A 19926-nucleotide genomic window follows, 5' to 3' on the forward strand; every position below is an offset into this window, starting at 1 on the left:
TTATCAATGGTTTTAAGTGACGGTAAGGAGTCTGCATTGCTGCGGAATGAAAAAATTTGCCCTATGGTATAATCTTTTATTCAATTTGCAACACATCAAAGGACGGCCATGAACATCATTGATCAAGTTAAGGACAAACTTCATAGGCACCAAGAAAGGCACAGTGAATCAGGATATCGATTTGTCTTTGCAGACAGCATTGCGTTTATCAATGCCAATGATTGGGATTGGGTGGCCAAACACCATTCTGTGTTTTTGAGTCGTCGGTATTTAGCAGCGATTGAAGGGTGTTCACCTGAGAACACCGAACAAAGGTATGCCATGGCCTATAATCAGCAAAATCAACCAGTGGTCATTGTGGCCTGCCAAGTGGCCCAAATTGGTGGTGAGCAGCTGACTCAAGAATCAGGCAAGTTGACAGAAAAAATCAGAAAAAGTTATCAAGAACGGGTGTTGGTTTGTGGTAATTTGGTCTCCAGTGGATTACATGGCGTGGGCTTCGCCTTGAACTTTGATCCTGAAAAGGCTTGGCGCATTGCCGCTGAAATATTATACAAAATCAGACGTGCCGAAAAACTTTCTGGGAAAATTGATTTTGTCATGATCAAGGACATCAAAAAGCCCCTGTTAAAACCGTCGGAAGTGTTGGAACGTTATTCATACAGGCGCATCCAAACTGACCCAGATATGGTGCTGGAATTGGGTGACGCCGTGTCAACATTTGATGATTATTTGGCCTTGTTGACCACCAAATACCGGGGGCGCATCAAAAAAATCATCAAAACTTTGGAGCAAGCTGAACTGCGTTGTGAAAAGTTAATGCTTGATGAAAGCAGTGACGACAAAGTACATGGCTTGTATTTACAGGTTGAAGCCAAGTCTGCCACCCGTATGGCCACCTTACCCAAAGGTTATTTCTTGGCTTTACAACAAGCCTTGGGCGAAGATTTTTGTTGTTATGGCATCACCTCATCGGAGGGCTTGGTTGGTTTTGTCTCGGTGGTTAAGGACGGCAAAGAGGCCGTTGCCTATTATGTTGGCCTGGATTACCAGGTCAATCAAAAGTTGCCGATATATTTTAGGTTATTACAGTTGGTGGTTGAGACCGCCATAGACTGGGGTTGTGAAAAAGTACTGTTCGGGCGCACGGCCTTAGAGCCAAAGGCCAGTTTGGGCGCCGAGCCGGTGGAAGAGTTTGTCTGGGCCAGACACCGGGTACCAGTGGTGAATTTCATGATTCGTAAATTATTTCGCAATGTACCCTTTGACATCGCCCCAGAACGATCTGTCAAAAAGAAACAATCATGAAGGCATTGATGGCTTTTTGAAGTCCAATGGATTATGCTTTTTATGCAATGATACGTTACCTACTACGAATACAGTAATGACATTAGATACCAATTTAACTGAATACATCCTGGCATACTCTGACGGAGATTCTGTTGCTTTGGATGTGATCATTGAAGCTTTGTATGATCAACTTAAACTGGCCGCAGCCAAGCAACTGAACAAACTCAATCCAGAATCTATTTCAGCCAACGACTTGGTTCATGAAGTGTATTTGAAATTTTCCGCCAACCAATCTTTCAATGCCAACAGTCGAATGCATTTTATGGCCATTGCAGCCACTGCCATGCGGCAATTAATCATTGATCAACTCAAAGCCAAAAAAAGACAAAAAAGAGGCGGCGATTTATATGCCACCACATTGTCTGATAAAAAAATGCCATTGAATGACAATGCACTGGAAATTATATCTGTCAATGAGGCCCTCAGTAAATTAAGAGCAATTGACCCCAAATTAGCGCAAACCGTGGAATGTCGTTATTTTGCTGGGTATACAGAACAGGAAACCGCCGAAGCATTGAATGTGAATGTTCGGACAGTCAGGCGGTATTGGTCCAGATCAAAGCGATGGTTGTTGTTGGAGTTGTCGAATGAATGATGCCACAGAACAAGCCTTACTGAAGCAAGCATTGATGTTGGACATCAAAGAAAGGACCTTGTTTCTTGATGCCATCAGTGATCCCAAACTTAAACAAAAAATAGAATATTTGTTACAAGATGACACCGAGCTCACTGCCTTTATGATTGGCACTGCAGCAGGTTCAAACTCGTTAAAACAACCCAACATACAAGACTTAAAACCCGGTGATAAAATTCAAAGGATTTTAATCATCAAGTTGATTGCCAAGGGAGGCATGGGATCCGTTTATTTGGCATACGATGAACGATTGAAAAGGAATGTGGCCGTCAAGACCATCCGCGCTGAATTAACCCAAAATGCTTCTAGCCGGCAAAGGTTTGAACAAGAAGCACAAATTTTATCGCAAATTAACCACCCTTCAATTTGCCAAATTTATGATTATATTGAAGCCGACCATGGTGATTTGTTGGTGCTTGAATTGGTCCAAGGAAAGACTTTAAAACACCATGATTTACCCTATGATCAGTTATTGGATGCACTGATTCAGATTGCATCGGCATTGTGTGCTGCACACGAAAAAGGTGTGATTCACCGTGATTTGAAACCAGACAACATCATGCTGACCGCTGACGGAAAAATCAAAGTGCTTGATTTTGGAATTGCTAAATCTCAAGGTCACAAAAGGTCTCATGAAGCAGAGAATAACATCGGTTTGATTGATGAGCCTATTTCGCAGAACATCACCAAGCTCGGTTCTTTGATGGGGACCTTGGTTTATATGAGTCCTGAACAGGCATCCACACTGCCCATTACTGAAGCCAGTGACCTGTATTCATTCGGTATCATCATGCAGGAGTTGCTTACCGGGACGGCGGCTTACAGGCTCGAAAATACCGAAGACCTGAGGAATCAAGTAATCAATGCCACGCCGATTGCGGCGGAATCATTGAGCAAGGATTTTCAAGAGTTGATTTTGGCATTGACCCAAAAGCTCCCAACAAGTAGGCCAACGGCTCAACAGGTGTTACATCGACTGCAGCAGATAAAAAACAAACCTGAAGAATTGAAATTGAAAAAACGCAATGCAGCCTTTGTTTCATTGATTGTTTTGTTGCTGGTTTTTGTTTGGTGGCAGTGGGATCGTTTCAAACAGAAAGAAAGCAAAATCAATTGGATCACCGAAACCAAGGAACAGATAGACATCAACCAAAAGCAACTGACTCAAGTGTATAGCCTGCCCAAACATGACATCACAAACAGTAAACTCAAAATAAGCCAACGACAAAAACTGATTTCAGAGCGGATTCATGCCAACCCAGCACTGGCTGAACATGAAAAAAACAAATTGTTGGGAGAATCTTATTTTGCCATTGCTGAATACGCTGATGCGGTTAAATATTTCCAAGCGGCATGGGATTTGGGCGATCAAACCAGCGAAATGGCACTTGATTTAGCCAGGGCACATGATTTGCTGTATTGGCAATATGCCTACCACCTAACCGTCGAAGGATTGTCGGAATTCGAGCAACAAAGGCTGCTGGATATCAATAAAGCGCATTTGGAAAAAGCGCGGTGGTATTATCAGTTTGATGGAGAAAATAAAGAGCCTCAATCTTCTTTGATCAAAGCACATTCACTTTTCTTTTCTGGTGAATACCAGCAAGCACTTGATGCTTTGGATAAAGCAACAGCGGCCAAGGAGGGTGATTATTTGGTGTTTGAATTTGAAGGCAGAATTTACCGAACCTTGTACAACCAACTGATCAGTGATGGTGAAACTGACAAAGCCATGCAACATCTTCGCTTGGCAGAAAATGCCTTTAAACAAGCAATCAGCTATGGTCGCAGCTACCCACAACCTTATGCCAGCTTATGCCATGTTCAACAATTGTATATTGAGAATGCCATTTATCGGACGGGTGAGGACCCCACTGCGTTTTATCATCAGGCTGCAGCAGATTGTAAACAGTTGATGGATATCAATCCTCGTGACAGTTATGCCTTTAACAGCATGGCCACCAATGCATATAGGTTGGCCGAATGGATGAATCGCAATGGTATAGATGCAACAGACATGTTGGCTGAAGCCTTGATGTGGAATCAACAATCGATGGAACTTAACCCCGATGCCATTGCTTATGAAACCAAAGCCATCATACATGACATCATGGCACTTAAAAAACAGGAGTCAGGACAAAATCCCTTGGCTGATATTGCGCTGGCATTGAAAGCCTATGACAAGGTGCTGGCGTTAGACCCCAGTAGAATTTCAAAAACCACTGGGAATATTTGCTATGCCATGGTGGTCAAATTTCAGCATTTGTTGGCACATGGACAGCCCATGTTTGATGACCTTGCTATGATTGATGAATTACTGCAGCGTGAACAAGCATCCCCTTATAAAAAGGACACCCATTATTCAAGCCTTTATGGCAACTTGGGATATGTCTATTTGTTGGCTGCTTATTCACATCGACAACACAATCAGCCTGTCGAGCCCTGGGTCAACCAAAGCCTGAGTGCCTATCAACATTCCATTGATGCGAGTAAGTCCAACCCATTCGCTTTTGCAGGCATGGCAGACAACCAGGTTTTACTGGCAGAAATGGCACTTGCAAGTGGTCAAGACACGGGTCCAATTATTGAAGAGGCCACCAAACGGGTTAAGCAATCATTGGCGATCAGCCAAGGGTTTTATTGGCCGATATTGACTCAAGGCAACATCGAAAAACTCAAAGCCCGTGATGCAATCAACAAAGAACTTGACCCCATTCCATACATCAATACAGGTCATGAATACTTTAAACATTCGATTGGCATCAATCCAAAATATGCGCCCACCCATGTATTTCATGCTGAACTGTATTATCTTGAAATGCAAGCCGTCAACCATAAGCAACAACAATCGGCATTTGATCAAGCCGTTGCAGCCATCAACCAAGCGCTGGCGATCGATGAAAACATCGCAGAAGCCTGGCTGTTAAAAGCCAAGCTGCTTGAATTTGCACTTGAGCATCAAATTAAACACACAGCCATCCATCTCAGTCATCAACAATTAATGGATAAAGCCCAGGCCATCAACCCGATGGCGTTGTTGTCTCTATAAGATAAGAAATTCATATTAAAATGAATGGTACCCTTTGATTCAAGTACCCAACGGTTCGGATAAATTTTGTTTTAAGCTTTGCAAATGTTCTATGGCTTGACCAACGGTTTCAATGTCATCCAGTAAATTGGGGTTGAATGGACTTTTTTGATTCATTTGTGAGATGTAATGCGCTCCCACCAGAATGGATTTTTGTAAATCATTCAACGGATCGTCGGCATAATCTTTATCACTGGTTTGAGGTATACATGGTTCATCAATGACTGGAAAATTGGTTCGTTTTGTATCCGAAAATACCGAACCAAAAGAAGGCGCCTGCTTGTCTCTGTCCGTCAACCCTTCCAGGTCCCATTTTTCACACATGGTTTTGATAAAAGAGCAATGTTCATATGGGTCATTGATGATGGTGTTTTCAGGCAAGTAAGCGGAAACCATCACCATGGGTACCCTGATGCCAAGGCGATCGAATCTGAACCCTTTTTGTCCAGGTGCCTGACTCAATGCTGTAGGCAGCTGGGGCGGAGCGATGTGGTCAAAGCACCCACCGTGCTCATCATATGTAATGATTAATAAAGTGTTGTCTTTGTATTGACTGGACATCAATGAGGTGTAGACATCCCAAATTAACTTTTCACCCAATAGCACTGAGCCCTCTCGGGTCGGTCCATCATCATCAATCAGGCCCACATCGACTGAAGAAGGGTGCTGGTCATTGTGTTGTCCCAGGAATTTGGGTTCAATGAATGCGTATTGCGGTAACTGGCCTGTTTTCAGGTCATTTTTAAAAGCAGTGAGTTTATCACCAGCGCGGATCACATTTTTGTGTTTAAAATTGTTGACCAATTCAGTCAGTGAAAATGAGTCTTCGATATAGACGGCATGGGAAATTTTATTTGCTTTCATGCGGTCAAACAGGGTTTTTTGTTTCCATACATTTTTCGCCCAAGAAGCCATTGCTTTGACGTCCCTCCAAGCACCACCTGAGTCCAATGGATTGACCACTTTGCCTGCTGAAGTGCCGGCATGCCAAAAAGACCGGTTACACCATGTTTGACTCGGTACTGAACAAAACCAATGGTCAAAAACAGCAAATTCTTTGGCCAAGGTGCTCAATACATTGACCTGACAAGGCTTGAAGCATTGCATGATTGCACTGTACATATCATAACCTGGGTCGTTGTAGTGCTTGCCCTTCTTGCTGTTCAAGGCATTGAGTGTATTGACATAATCTTTGATAAAGCCATCCATTGGCGGTGGGTTGGGTACTGAGCTCGGCATGTTGTAGGGCGCAACCATGTTGGCAGCCGAAACACGGCAATTATCCGGGTTGATGTAGTTATAGATTTGGCTGTTGACATGTTGATAAACCTCACCTGGGTCAGGGAATGGTTGGTGATAATTTGTGGCTTTAAAGGGTTTTATTGATGGGTGTTGGGTAAAATCTTTGACCCATGAGGGTACGGGCAAGGCGCCATCAAATTGATTTAAACCTGCGAATTTTTTACCAGCAGGCACTTCCTCGTCGGTGTATAAGTAACCCAGCAGATTATCGAATGAACGATTTTCCAACATCAACACGACCACATGATCAAAGGTTGCCAATCCTTTTTTATCAGCAGATACTTTTTGCATAATTCCCCCTTAAACGAATGTTTCAGCAAATACCAGTGAAATGGAGTGATGACTGCTTTGCTGATTAATTTTTTAATTGTTGTGTTTTTTATTTATTATACATTAATCACAGATAATATGTGCATCACAGAATAATTCACTCAATGGGCTCGTAAACTCATGGGTCTTGCCTCATCAAACACTGGTTTTTTAGAATTTATAATCACAACGGTGAAAAGTATGGACCCTTGACTGGTTTGATTATTCAACAGTGTGGATTGGTTTTCACCATGAGGGTTTTATTCAATGTAAAAACAAATTGCGTTTCTGTTGTCCTGTGTTTCATTGATGTGTCGTGAAGTTCAATAAGTCAAACTTATTGGAATCATTAAAATGAAACAAAAACTGAATATTTTTATCGCGGCGGTCTTAATCATCATCAGCACTTTTGGGAATGTAAAAGCAGCCACTCAACAAGGTTCCTATTTTACCTACCAAGGTGAATTGATGGCCAACAGCGTGGCAGCCAACGGTGCTTATGACATCACGGTAGAATTGTATGATGCAATGACTGGCGGCTTGATGGTCAGCAGTCAAGCATTGACATCCGTTGCCGTTGTTGATGGTATATTTTCAATTCAAGTAGATGTTGGAGACGTGCCATTTATGGGCAATGAAAACTGGATTGAGTTAAAAGTTCGACCCGCCAGTACTGGGACGTTTACTACATTAACACCTCGTCAGTTGATTACCAATTCGCCTTACGCCATCCAATCACAGTTCGTTGGCGAAGACGGTGTTGACGCCGCGTCAATCAAAGACAACAGTATTCTGAACAGTCACTTAAGCAATGGTATTGTTGATACCGCAGAGTTAATTGATTTGGCGGTTACCAACGCAAAAATTGCCAGCGGTGCGATCACCACAGGAAAAATAGCATTGGGTGCGGTGCGAACGGATGAGATTTTGAACGGCACCATCGTGGCAGCAGATGTTGATTCAAATTCAATCCAGCAACGGGTCAGTGCTGCATGCAACGCAGGAAGCAGCATCCGACAAATCAACAGTGATGGATCGGTCGCTTGTGAAACCGATGACACCGGTGGCAGCAGTGGATGGGGTCTCAGCGGTAATGCAGGAACCAACCCGGCAACCCAATTTCTGGGCACCTCGGATGATGCAGACTTTGTGATGAAAGTGGATGGGTCGCAAGTTGCTTTTTTTGATGCTTCCAGCCGAAATATTATTTTTGGCACAGACACCAACACCATTGGATTTGAAGGCAAAGACTCAAGTATAGCGGGTGGCAGTGGTAATACCATCAATGTAAACTCGTTGAGTAGCCACATGACCATCGGTGGTGGAAGTGATAACGCAATCACCACAGCCGCAGCAGGCGGCAACTCATCCAATGTAACCATAGCTGGAGGTAGGGATAATGTAGCAGCCAGAGAAGCCGCGACCATTGGTGGTGGTAAAAGAAACCAAGCCATACAATTATTTTCAACGGTGTCAGGTGGCCTCTCCAACAAAGCCACTGCCGAAGCATCCACAGTGCCAGGAGGCGAAAGCAATACAGCGGGCGGAAAACACAGTTTTGCTGCAGGTAGAACGGCAGTGGTCAGAGATGCGGCTGCTGTTGGCGGCGGCGACACCGATGGTGATGAAGGCACATTTATCTGGTCATCAAGAGACTCTTACTTTACCTCTACTGGGCCTGAACAATTTTTGATTCAAGCCGACGGCGGTGTCGGTATTGGTACCAATGAACCAAAATCACCCATTCATTTGGTGGGTTCTGGCACATCAAACAGTTCGATCCCCGGGTCAGATGAAGTGATGTTGCTGTTAGAGTCAAATTCTGCCAATGGTGATGTGGCCCTCGTACTGGATAAAAACTCAGAAAATTCTCATGCAAGCTTGGTATTTTCAGAAAATGGTCAAATCGCCTATGACATGCGGGAAACAGCCGCTTCGGGTATTGAGTTCAATAGTTATGACAGTTCAAGTATAGCCACTTTGATCATGCGATTGATAGCCACCACGGGCGTCCCCAATCGAGTTGATATCAATGGCAATCTTGAGCCGCAAAGCGGTAACACTTTCAATTTTGGTAGTGCCTTATTTCGTTGGAAAAACATCTATACAGTTAACCCTGTCGATGTCAGTTCTGATAAACGATTGAAGTCGCAGATTGAAAATTTGGATTATGGTTTGGCTGAAGTTTTGGCCATGCGCCCCGTCAGTTATTACTGGAAAAATGGAGACACTGAACAGTTGCACCTGGGATTGATTGCACAGGAAGTAGAAAACATAGTGCCTGAAATCGTCAGTAAGACCGCAGATCAAGCTGCCATGCGATCCATGCGCTATACAGAGCTGGTGCCAGTGTTGATTAAAGCCACCCAAGAACAGCAAATCATCATTGACCAACAAAACCATAAAATTGAAAAATTACAGGCTTTGGTAGAAGGTCTGATTTCAGTTCAAAACCAAAAATAGGAGCATTCGCATGATTAATTTTAAGGTGTTGCTGCTCAGTCTGTTGATGCTTTCTGTGGCTTTTCATGGCAAGGCAAAAGATTCAAACTCAGAAACTTCCCAGGGAGCGATTCAGTATGCCATCAAGAAACACACCATAGATGCTGGGGGCGGTCAATCAGCAGCTGGTCAGTTTAAGCTCACTGGTACCATGGGCCAATTTGATGGCAACCACCTTGCCTCAGGTGGTTTCTATGTCTTTAAAGGTGGGTTTCATAGTAAACACAATAATGACTTGATTTTCCAACATGGCTTTGACTAAACAAGGCATTCAAACCTCGTCGGTGAGTCAATCCATTAAAGTGAACCATGCAATGCTGATTTGACTGGTGCCGATGCCATGGTTTTGTTCTATAATTTGTGCTTGGTTGAAAGCTGAATGTAATCAGCTTTTCATAAGGTGTCATATGACCACTGCTGGTGGTCATTACTTTTTAGCATGAAGAGGTGCAACTTGATGGTTGCAACGGAGTTTATGAGTACAGAAAAAAACAACCTGATTTTTGGCATCCACGCCGTTGAGATGGCACTTAAGGCTGGTGATCAAGTCACAGAAATTTGGTTGCAAAAAGATGCACAGAACAAACGCTTATTAAACTTATTGATGGCAGTAGAAAAGTCTGGGCTGCGAATCAATCGGGTGAGCCTTCAAGATCTTGATCGCTTATGTAATGAACGCCACCAAGGTGTGGTGGCGAGTATTCATGCCGTGCATTTGAAATCTGAGAAAGACCTCAAAGTGGCTTTAAAGCAATGGGACAAGCCGTTGATTCTGATTTTAGACTGTATAGAGGACCCGAGGAATTTGGGTGCCTGTTTGCGCAGTGCCGATGCGGCTGGGGTTACGGCAGTGGTTTTTGGTAAGGACAAATCTGCCTCCATCACACCGATCACTCACAAAACAGCGGCCGGTGCCGTTGAACATTTAGAGTTATTTCAAGTGACCAATCTGGTGCGCGCCATTGAAGCCATAAAAGAAGCAGGGGTTTGGGTTTATGGAACGGCATTGGATGAAGCAAGCATGGATATTTATCAAGCGGATTTAACCGGCCCAGTAGCCATCATTTTAGGCAATGAGGGCAAAGGCCTGCGACATTTGGTGAAGCAATCCTGTGACCATTTGATACACATTCCAATGGCCGGCGAAGTACAATCATTGAATGTTTCAGTGGCCACGGGAGTGGCCTTGTTTGAGGTCGTGAGACAGCGAAATTTGGCGTGATAAATGGCTTGTCACACCAACAACAGATACATTGAGGACCTTGAAACCAGGGTTTAATTAATACATTGACAGGACAATTTATGCTGAAAAGTATTCAACACAATCCAGAATCACACCGGTTTGAAGTTCATCTAGAAGGTCTCAACGCTTATATGAGCTATGTCTTAACCGAGGACGTCATCGAATACAACCACACCATAGTACCCAAAGCTTTGGGGGGTAGGGGGATTGGTTCAGAATTGGTTAAATATGGCCTGGCATATGCGCGAGTCAATCACTTAGCGGTGATTCCAAGCTGTTCTTTTGTGGCGGCATACATTCAAAAACACCCTGAATTTCAAGACTTGTTGGTGGACCAATGAGCAAGGCTTTGCTGTTATTTTTAAGCGTTCCGGTGTTTGTTTTTGCAGGACCGGTTTATCAATGTGAAAGTTTGGATGGCAGCCATGTATATCAGGACCAAGCCTGCAAGGGTGAAACATTGAAAGTGATCGATGATGGTGAAGAAAAACACAAAGCCATGTTTACCCAGGCGATGGTTCAAGTACTGGCCAAGCTAACCCAGAAAAAAGCCACAGCGTACAATGATTCAACCAAAATGAAAGCGATGGAGGTGCTGGCGATGACTGATGCTGCCAAAAGTTATGCATTCACGCAAGTTTATGCGGTGTCAACCAAGTATTGTGGCAGGGATGTTGAATCCGCTCTTTTGAATTATCAAAACCAAGCTTCTGAAGTGATTGCTTTGGGTGCTTATTATTACAGTCAAGGTATTGATGCCAATTTGGATGGTAATGATTTCAGCCAATCAGGTCAGCAACTCACTGCAGCCTTGTATGAAATGACAAAGGGCTTAGATTTGGAACATCAAAAGGCCAGTGAATCGGAACTAGTAAGAAAATGTAAAGAAGCCAAAAATGCGCTGAACTCCTTGGCGTTTTTGTATTCAAATTAATGAATACAGACCTGACGAAGGTTGCCAACCGCTTAGACTTCGATTTGCAATTTAACTCTCAAAGGAATTAATATGCCATGATGATTTGGCTTGATGCATTTTTTCGTTTTTCTGGGGTGGGCATGTTGTTGTTCACTGTCTTTATGGCACTGCGGGATTTATCCAAATCATCTTCATTGGTTTTGTTGTTGTTGGTTCAGCTTTGTATGCTTTGTCACTTTCTGGGGTTTACCCCCAATCATTTTAATCTGCCATATGGTATAAGAGTGAGTTTTAGGCTGATAGATGTATTTTTATTAAGTACAGTCTGGTTGTTTGTCTTGTCTTTGTTCCAAAAAAATTTCAGAGTCAATTTTTTTCATGTTTTAACCGCTGTACTGATGGGTTGGGTCATGTTGATGGAACGGTTCGTTTATTTTGGTTGGCTTGATGACTTACCTGGCTGGTGGCCCAGTATGGTTAACAGCATGGCTTTCATATTGGTCATGCATATGCTGGCAGTGACCCTGTTAGGTCGCAATGATGATTTATTGGAAAAACGAAGAAAATCTCGTTTGTACATGGTTTTGGTGATCGCCACTTCAACATTGTTGACTTTGGTATTAGGTTCAATGTTGTTACAAGAATACCAAGCAACGGTAAATGTAATCAGTTTATCACCTGCCATTTTCGGTATGGCTGTTTGGATGTTGCAAATTGAGCCGAATACCTTTTCTTTTAAACCTAATAACCAGTTGGATAAAGTCAAATTTTCGGCAAGGGATCATGCATTGCAACTTAAATTGGATGAGGTCATTGAACGGCATCGGTGTTATTTAGAACCGAATATTACGATTGATACATTGGCCAGTCGATTGGCTGTGAGTGCACCCAGATTGAGGGTTTTTATTAATCATCAATTGGGGTTTAGTAATTTCAGTAGTTACATCAACAGTTATCGAATTGAAGCGATAAAAACAGCTTTGCAAGACAATAACAAAGAGCACATTCCGATTTTGACACTGGCTTTGAATCATGGTTTCAATTCTTTGGCGCCATTCAACCGTGCATTTAAGCAACAAGTGGGCCTTACACCTTCTGTATACCGAAAAAATCTAGCAAAATAACAGATTCGATCAGACTTTATATATTTTCGATCAGACGAACAAGGCATAAAAACATATCATGTTGGTTTTCATTTAGGTGTATTAACATGTCTATTAAATTATTCAAAACAGTGCTAATGTGGTTGCTAATCATGTTATTGGTTGCTATAGGTTTTACATTGTTTTGGCTCAACAATGAGGTCAATAAATTTTGGGGTGCACACACAGAAGTAGTCAATCCTGACCTGTTTATAAATCCGCAAGTGCATATGGCCCTCACCAATGTCAATGTGTTATCTGTGGATGGTGAACGAATGATTCCCAATCAAACTGTAGTGATCAACCAAGGTCTCATCGAGTCAGTGGGTGCTGATTTCAATGTTACTGCTGGAATTGAAATGATCGATGCAAACGGCCAATTCTTAATCCCTGGCTTAATCGATTCTCACGTTCATTTGTGGCAAAGTCCTAATGATTTATTATTGTACTTGGCCAACGGTGTTACCCATGTCAGGGAAATGAACGGCAGCGAAGAACATTTAAATTGGAAATCTGAAGTGACTGCAGGTCGCCCTGGTCCCGATTTGTTTGTGGCTTCCAGACGGCACAACAACAGTGGTTTAATCAAAGGCTGGTTCAACCGTTGGACTGCAAAAATGAACAACGCACATGATGTGGATGAAATTGAATCAGATACATTAATCTTGAAGAATAAAGGCTATGATGCGATTAAAATTTATACATTTCTTGATAAAAAATTTTTCCAGGCCTTCAATCGGGCTGCTCCCAGAATAGGAATGAAGTTACTAGGCCACATACCAATCTCAATGGAACTGTCAAAGGTTTGGGGTTCGAACTTGAAAGAATTGGCGCACATTGAAGAACTGGTGAAAGCTTTGGATCGTGAATTTGGCGGTTATGACAGTCATTCGGCCGAATCATTTTTAGCTTTTGTTGAACAACGCAGTGACGAAGTGGTGTCGCAGTTACTTAAAAATGACATGGCGGTGGTATCTACTTTGAATTTAGTGGAAAGTTTTGCGGGCCAAAAAGCAGATATTTCAAACGCGCTCCATGGGGTTGATTTGGGCTTTGTTAATCCCGGAATCATCGAAGCAACAGTTCCTGCAATTCGCGTAATGGGTTGGTTACCTGAAGTCAATATATATCGTTTACCTGCAGATTATCCTGCTGTTCGCAAGGAGGGAAATCAAGTGTATTGGAAAGCTTATGCACATGCACACAAAATATTATTGTATGCCATGGCCGCCAAAGGCGTTCGGGTGTTGGCAGGAACCGATGCCAATGTACCTGTCATGGTGCCGGGTTTTTCATTGCACAATGAATTGTTGTCGTTGACCCAAGCGGGCATGAATCAAGCACAGGCGTTACGATCTGCCACCAGCGAACCAGCGAAGTGGATGAACCTTAAAATAGGCAGTGTACAATCAGGCTATCAAGCAGATTTGTTGCTGCTTGATGCCAACCCACTGCTTGATATTGAAAATACCCAGAAAATTAAGGCTGTGATCAATAATGGTCGATTGTATGAGCATCAACAATTGGAGGTCATGTTAAATGCTGTAAGGGCTGCCAATGATCACAGCCGCAAACAATCAATAGCTGGTTTCGAATAGATCTAAAAGGAAAAGAGGTAAAACCAGTTATATATATTGGGTTTTACCTCAATCGCATTTATACCATTGACCACAAATTTTTGATGGTTGGGAATTCAGGTGCAAATAATTCAAACATCAGCCCAAACAGCCAACCGGAAATGGTAAAACCTAGGATGTACAAGCCAGTCAATGGAAGCAGTGAATCTGCGAAAAACTGGTAGGTATTGTGATCGACTTTTCCCATCATATTAAATAAAACCACGATTGAAAATAACAAACCTGTTATCAAGCCAAAGCGAAAACCATCGGCTAAACTTTCGTTGGGCTTCATGTATAAAAAAGCTGCAAAGCTCAGTGCTGCACCTTGGAGCATCCATGTAAGTAAATGTGTCCAGCTGAATAGCTCTACATGAATCAACCAGTTAAAACCGGCATAAATGGTAAATCCTGCTTTGTTTGACATGATTAACTCAATCATTATAAACACTGATACAAATGAGAGTGTTGAGAAGACAGCATACTTTTTCATGGTAACCTCGATAGCTTGCAAAATGAAAGTAATTCCCAGTTTACTTAATAGCTTGCAATTTGCAAGCATTTTGTTTATTATTTGCTCATGACTAAAAACAACACCTACAAATTAACGGTTTGCCCCATGACCTATGTATTGGAAATACTGGGCGATAAATGGAGTTTTTTGATTATTCGTGACATGTTGTTCAAGGGTTGTTGTCGCTATAAACAATTTATTGACAGTGATGAAGGGGTGGCCACCAATATCCTGGCCGATCGATTAAAAAAGCTCACCAAACATGGACTGATCACTCAATGTAAAGACCCTGAAAATGGCCGTCAAAAGCTGTATCATTTGACTGAAAAGGGTTTGGACCTGATTCCATCCATTTTACAACTGGTCAAGTGGAGCGGACATTATGATTGTAATACTGTTTTGTCTGAAAAAATCATGCATTATTTGAATGAGCGTTTTGATGAAGCGGTTGAAATCGTCCGGAACGAATATTTAAACAACCGCCATCAGCCTGATCAGACATGATGCTCACAAATGATGCAATATCTCATCGGTAAATGCTTGGGTGCCTACTGCGCGCCTACCCACTTGCATGATGTCCTGAGTTCTAAAACCAGCATCTAAGGTATTTTCAATGGCCTTTTCTATGGCATTGGCTTCAGTATGAAGATCAAAAGAATGTCTTAACATCATGGCCAGTGACAAGATTTGTGCCATTGGGTTGGCCTTATTTTGGCCAGCAATGTCTGGTGCAGATCCTCCCGACGGTTCATACAAACCAAAGCCCTTAGAACTGAAGCTGGCAGATGGCATCATGCCTAAACTACCGGGCAGGGCACTGGCGGCATCGGATAGGATGTCTCCAAATAAATTACTGGTGGCAATCACATCGAACTGCGCAGGATTTAAAATCAATTGCATGGCGCAGTTGTCTACCAACATGTGAGTCAAGGTGATCTCAGGATATTGTTTGGCCACTTGTTGAAAAACTTGCCGCCAAAGTTTTGAAGTATCTAACACATTGGCTTTATCGACAGACACCACTTGTTGTTTTCTGGTGGCGGCGATTTTGAATGCGTGGTGCGCCACTTGAGCAATTTGATTTTCATCGTATTTGGCTGTATCTTCTGCAATTTTGTAGCCATTTGCTGTGTATGTGCGTTTTTCTCCAAAATATACATCGCCCAGTAATTCACGCAATATAAGGATTTCATCACAAGCTTCCAAGCGTTCATTTTTCAATGGAGAGATGTCTTTGAGGGCAGGATAAAATTTGGCAGGTCGACTGTTAATGGCCAGCTTTAAATGATTCCTTAGTGCCAAGATCGAATTGACTTCGCAGTTTTTCCATTGGGGCTGTTCGGCCGCTTCGATCGGACCTCCGACGGACCCAAATAATACGGCATCACAAACATCAATTAATTGCTTGGTGGCTGTTGGAAAATGACTTTTATATTGGCAGTAGGCGGCTCCGCCAATCAGGCCATGTTTGGTGGTAATTTGTGGGGCCACCTGTTGCAGTACCCTTAATGTTTGTGCCATCACTTCGGGACCAATGCCATCACCTGCCAATACTGCGATTGATGGATTCATCATGACGATGTGCCTAATTGTTGTGGATAATTTATGAACAATTGTCGATTAATCGACTGCTTTTTATGCTGCACTGTGGCTGCTTGGTGGCTCATCAAATAATCCAGCTCACTGTGCCCTTGGGTGATGCAGTATTGAAAGAAGGGGTTGAGCATAAAATCAAAATGCAGTTGTGCAGTCTTCGCATGAGAATACAGCAAGTCAATTTCTATGGTTTGTGGTGTGAATTTGTTCAATTCGGCCAATTGTTGGCAGATGTCGATTGATTGTTCAATTAACACCAACCCATTTTTACGTGCATTGTTGCTGAAAATATCGGCAAATGATGGCGCTATGATGGCTGCAAAACCCAATTCTTGAATCGCCCACACGGCATGCTCACGCGATGAACCACAGCCAAAATTATCGCCAGTGATTAATACTTTGGCATTCTGATATTGAGGCTGGTTAAGCACAAAGTCAACATCGGCTTGTTTTAAGCGGGCAAAAGCATGTTGGCCATAACCTGTTTTGGATGTTTGGGTCAAGTGTTGTGCTGGAATGATGATGTCGGTATCAATGTCATTGATCATCATTGGCGCACACAAGCCCTTGATGGTGGTAATGGCTGGTTTTATGTTGGGTTTCATGAGGCCTCCTGTTGTCTTTTTTGTTGATCAAATGATGTGGTGATATGACCTGCCAATGCACTGTATGCAACAGTAGCAGGCGATGCCAAATGAGTGATGCTACCAGTGCCCTGACGACCAATAAAGTTTCGATTGGTGGTACTGATGCACCTGGCACCGGGTGGTACTTTGTCATCATTCATGCCCAGGCACATGGAACAACCAGGCATCCTGAATTCAGCGCCGGCTTGTTTGAATGTGGTTTCCAGTCCTTCTTCCTTGGCTTGTTGCATCACTTGTTCAGAACCAGGCACGATGTACATGGTGACATGCGGTGCAATGTGATTGTGTTGCAAAATGTCAGCAACCACCCGCAAATCCTCTATCCTGCCATTGGTACATGATCCGACAAATGCCCAGTCGATTGGTGTGCCAGTGAGGTTCTGCTCAGCTTGCAATTCGACATAATCCAAGGAATCGGTGTTTTGATTGGTACGTTTTGGAAGGGTTTGATTGATTTGCACCGCTTGTTCAGGATTGGTTCCCCAGCTGACCATCGGTTTTAATTGGTTGATGTCCAAATGTATGGTTTGGTCATAGCTGCAGTTGTCATCGCTGCATAATGACTTCCAATAACGCTCAGCTAGTTGCCACTGTTCATCTTTGGGCGCGTATGACCGTCCTTTGATGTAGTCAAAAGTGACCTGGTCGGGTGCAACCAAACCGGCTATGGCGCCACACTCTATACTCATGTTACATAAGGTCATGCGCTGTTCCATAGAAAGTTCAGTGACGGCAGCACCTGTGTATTCAATCACATGACCCGTCGCACCTCCAATGCCTATTTCAGCTATCAAATACATGATCATGTCCTTGGCAAATACACCTTCGGGCAAGACGCCAGAGAAGTCGACTTTCATCACTTTGGGCCGGGTCATTAAAATCGCCCCTGCAGCAAAAACATGAGCCAAAGTAGAGGTGCCTATGCCGAAAGCCAATGCGCCAAAAGCACCGTGGGTGGCGGTATGCGAATCACCGCAGACCAAGGTCATGCCAGGTTGAGTGATGCCCAGTTCTGGACCAATCACGTGGACGATGCCTTGGTGTTGGCTGTCAACGTCACAGATGGGTATGCCGTGCTTTTCGCAATTACTGCGTAACAATTCAATCTGACTTTTTGCCGTTGAATCAAAAATTTCATGGCGGTTTTTCCTGGTAGGAATGCTGTGGTCTATGGTGGCAATAAAGGCTGTGGGGTCATGCACCGACAAGCCGTGATCTTCGATCATTTTAAAAGCTTGGGCAGAAGTCACTTCATGCAATAAAGCAAAGTCAATCGCCAAGACATCCGGGAAGCCATGATTTTCATGTACCAGGTGTTGTTGCCATATTTTTTCTGCGATGTTTTTATTCATATCAATCTCTCAGCCCAACAGCGGCAAATGACGGTTGATCAATTTGTACAGCGTAATGTTGCTCAATCAATAATTGGTTACAGGCATCAACCAAAGCTTTTAAGGCCGCAGATTCGATGTCCCTGTCATGTGCCTTGCCTTGAAAAAATTCATTGTTGGACGCAATGCTGATGGTGGCATGGGCTTCGGCGTGACGCCCAGGTTCTTTGGACTCACTGCGGTAGGATTGAATGTTAAAAGGGACAAAGTTTTCTGTTAAATAACGGTGTAAAGCAGTGGTTGCGGTGTCACTGTCCTGACAAATAAAGTCAATTTGTTGGTGGTCATCAAACACACTGGCCTGCATGGTGAAATGTCTTTCATTATTGATTTTTTCAAAATCAATGGCTGAGACTCTAATGGGGGCACGGTAGGCAAAATAGGCTTGCATGAACTCTTCATCGGTTAAACCTTTTCTGCGGTTGCAGTGGAAATCTTTGATGAATTGCATGATTGGTTGCCGTTCATTGTGGTCACATATATAGCCATGCTTTTGAATGATGGATTGGGCGTGGTTACTGCCACTCAAGGGCCCAAAAACAAATGAAATTTGTTTGCCCACATCACTGGGCTTAAAGGGTTGATAGACATGGGCATTTTTCAAAATGGCATTGGTGTGACCGCCCGATGAATGTTTGGCTGCATTGTCACCACTGATCGGCCAATGAGGTTGGCGGGGCAACATGTGAGCATCAACAAAATCTGAAATTTGCCGTATGTGTTGTGTTCGACATTGACTGGTAAAAGCTTGGGACTTGTGCTGTTCACCAAAAGTTTTTAAGTACATGATGCATTGTTCTAGTGCAACATTACCAGCACGTTCCCCTATGCCGTTAAAACAGCCTTCAACTTGCGTGGCGGGTCCTTGGAAAACGGCTCGCATGCTGTTGTCTAATGCCAATCCAAAGTCATTGTGACAGTGAACGGACCAAGTGATTTCTTTGTTGGGGAAGCGTCTTTTCATGATAGCGGCATGTTCATTCATGTGATTAACAAAATAATCATCGCCTTCTAAATAACAGGACCTGCCAATGGTGTCAGGACAGTTGATGGTGGCAGCACCAGCAGCAATGGCTGTGCTGATGACCTCAGTGGTGAAATCAAAATTTTCACCCATCTGTGAATAGGCTTCTGGACTGAACTCAACGGCTAGGCCAGCACTTACAGCCATGTGAATCATGTTCGCAATGTCTAGCAGAATTTGTGTCTGGTCATTGGCGTAACTACCCAATGAAGCTTTCATCAATTCCGGTGCCACCGGTAAATACAGGTGCAAAATAGCACGACCAGATGGAATCAAAGGTTCCAATGCTTTGATGGTTTGTTTGACTTGATCAGCTCGCAATTGACTCAAGGCAGCCACCTTGGGACTGTGTATTTGTTGTCCATACATTTTTGCTATATGGTTTACGATTTTATAATCTTCTGCACTGGCGCTGGGAAAACCAGCTTCTAAAATATCGATGTTTATCTTGCTGGCCAATTGTGCATACTCAATGTTTTTGGTGTAGCTCATGCCGGCACCTGGACATTGTTGACCGTCTCTTAATGTGGTATCAAAAATTTTTATGTGTTTCATTATGCTGTACTCGTTTTGACGTAAATGACAGGTACAGAACGGCTGTACCCAAAGAGCAAGTCTTCGAATGCATCACGTCTTAAATTTGTTTTTGGTG

Annotated in this window: 17 protein-coding genes; 11 read left to right on the top strand and 6 right to left on the bottom strand. The window is 43.2% G+C overall.

The features are described from left to right. The first annotated feature begins 108 nt into the window (after positions 1–108). The 3 genes from CCS90_RS04810 (at position 109) to CCS90_RS04820 (ending at position 5033) form a co-directional block, all read left to right on the top strand. Positions 109–1308: a GNAT family N-acetyltransferase gene (locus CCS90_RS04810; protein WP_099018348.1), complete on the top strand. Its 1200-nt coding sequence runs from the start codon at positions 109–111 to the stop codon at positions 1306–1308. Between the two features lie 76 nt (positions 1309–1384). Continuing rightward, positions 1385–1945, top strand: coding sequence for an ECF-type sigma factor (locus CCS90_RS04815; RefSeq protein ID WP_162846812.1), 561 nt, complete (start codon positions 1385–1387; stop codon positions 1943–1945). Next, entirely contained in the window at positions 1938–5033 is a 3096-nt protein-coding gene (locus CCS90_RS04820; protein ID WP_162846813.1) for a serine/threonine protein kinase, read from the top strand. Before CCS90_RS04815 ends, CCS90_RS04820 begins: the two co-directional genes overlap by 8 nt. 39 nt (positions 5034–5072) lie before the next feature. Here the strand turns inward: CCS90_RS04820 and CCS90_RS04825 are convergent, their stop codons facing one another. Then, positions 5073–6665 (bottom strand): alkaline phosphatase family protein, encoded by a 1593-nt coding sequence (locus CCS90_RS04825; protein WP_099018350.1) that lies wholly within the window; start codon positions 6663–6665, stop codon positions 5073–5075. Between the two features lie 372 nt (positions 6666–7037). Here CCS90_RS04825 and CCS90_RS04830 point away from each other — a divergent pair, with 372 nt between their 5' ends. The 7 genes from CCS90_RS04830 to CCS90_RS04860 all read left to right on the top strand — a co-directional run bounded on the left by CCS90_RS04830 (position 7038) and on the right by CCS90_RS04860 (position 14084). After that, positions 7038–9146, top strand: coding sequence for a tail fiber domain-containing protein (locus CCS90_RS04830; RefSeq protein WP_099018351.1), 2109 nt, complete (start codon positions 7038–7040; stop codon positions 9144–9146). A 10-nt stretch (positions 9147–9156) separates the two neighbouring features. Beyond that, complete coding sequence (locus tag CCS90_RS04835; RefSeq protein WP_099018352.1) at positions 9157–9447, top strand: hypothetical protein; 291 nt, start codon at positions 9157–9159, stop codon at positions 9445–9447. Positions 9448–9660: 213 nt separating this feature from the next. After that, positions 9661–10407, top strand: coding sequence for a 23S rRNA (guanosine(2251)-2'-O)-methyltransferase RlmB (gene rlmB, locus CCS90_RS04840; protein WP_099018353.1), 747 nt, complete (start codon positions 9661–9663; stop codon positions 10405–10407). A gap of 80 nt (positions 10408–10487) precedes the next feature. Beyond that, positions 10488–10769 carry a GNAT family N-acetyltransferase gene (locus CCS90_RS04845; RefSeq protein ID WP_099018354.1) on the top strand — a complete coding sequence of 94 codons (282 nt, stop codon included), beginning with the start codon at positions 10488–10490 and terminating at the stop codon, positions 10767–10769. Further along, entirely contained in the window at positions 10766–11362 is a 597-nt protein-coding gene (locus CCS90_RS04850) for a hypothetical protein (protein WP_099018355.1), read from the top strand. Before CCS90_RS04845 ends, CCS90_RS04850 begins: the two co-directional genes overlap by 4 nt. Before the next feature lie 80 nt (positions 11363–11442). Next, entirely contained in the window at positions 11443–12468 is a 1026-nt protein-coding gene (locus CCS90_RS04855) for a helix-turn-helix transcriptional regulator (protein WP_180236492.1), read from the top strand. An 86-nt stretch (positions 12469–12554) separates the two neighbouring features. After that, positions 12555–14084 carry an amidohydrolase family protein gene (locus tag CCS90_RS04860; protein ID WP_099018357.1) on the top strand — a complete coding sequence of 510 codons (1530 nt, stop codon included), beginning with the start codon at positions 12555–12557 and terminating at the stop codon, positions 14082–14084. 58 nt (positions 14085–14142) lie between these two features. Here CCS90_RS04860 and CCS90_RS04865 read toward each other — a convergent pair whose 3' ends face one another. Continuing rightward, a complete protein-coding gene (locus CCS90_RS04865) occupies positions 14143–14529 on the bottom strand; it encodes a hypothetical protein (protein WP_133566485.1) in 387 nt (128 codons plus the stop codon). A 153-nt stretch (positions 14530–14682) separates the two neighbouring features. On the opposite strand from CCS90_RS04865, the gene CCS90_RS04870 reads away from it, so the two are divergent. Further along, positions 14683–15120 (top strand): winged helix-turn-helix transcriptional regulator, encoded by a 438-nt coding sequence (locus CCS90_RS04870; RefSeq protein ID WP_099018359.1) that lies wholly within the window; start codon positions 14683–14685, stop codon positions 15118–15120. A gap of 3 nt (positions 15121–15123) precedes the next feature. Here the strand turns inward: CCS90_RS04870 and leuB are convergent, their stop codons facing one another. Genes leuB through CCS90_RS04890 form a run of 4 tightly spaced genes read right to left on the bottom strand, consistent with a single transcriptional unit; the run spans position 15124 to position 19829 of the window. Next, positions 15124–16188, bottom strand: a complete 1065-nt coding sequence (gene leuB / locus CCS90_RS04875; RefSeq protein WP_099018751.1) for a 3-isopropylmalate dehydrogenase — start codon at positions 16186–16188, stop codon at positions 15124–15126. Then, positions 16188–16817, bottom strand: coding sequence for a 3-isopropylmalate dehydratase small subunit (gene leuD / locus CCS90_RS04880; RefSeq protein WP_099018360.1), 630 nt, complete (start codon positions 16815–16817; stop codon positions 16188–16190). The genes leuB and leuD overlap by 1 nt, the downstream gene beginning before the upstream one ends. Beyond that, positions 16814–18211, bottom strand: a complete 1398-nt coding sequence (leuC, locus tag CCS90_RS04885) for a 3-isopropylmalate dehydratase large subunit (protein ID WP_099018361.1) — start codon at positions 18209–18211, stop codon at positions 16814–16816. The genes leuD and leuC overlap by 4 nt, the downstream gene beginning before the upstream one ends. Before the next feature lies 1 nt (position 18212). Then, positions 18213–19829, bottom strand: coding sequence for a hydroxymethylglutaryl-CoA lyase-like TIM-barrel protein (locus CCS90_RS04890; RefSeq protein ID WP_099018362.1), 1617 nt, complete (start codon positions 19827–19829; stop codon positions 18213–18215). Between the last annotated feature and the right edge of the window lie 97 nt (positions 19830–19926).

This window comes from Marinicella litoralis (assembly GCF_002591915.1).
GTDB lineage: Bacteria > Pseudomonadota > Gammaproteobacteria > Xanthomonadales > Marinicellaceae > Marinicella > Marinicella litoralis.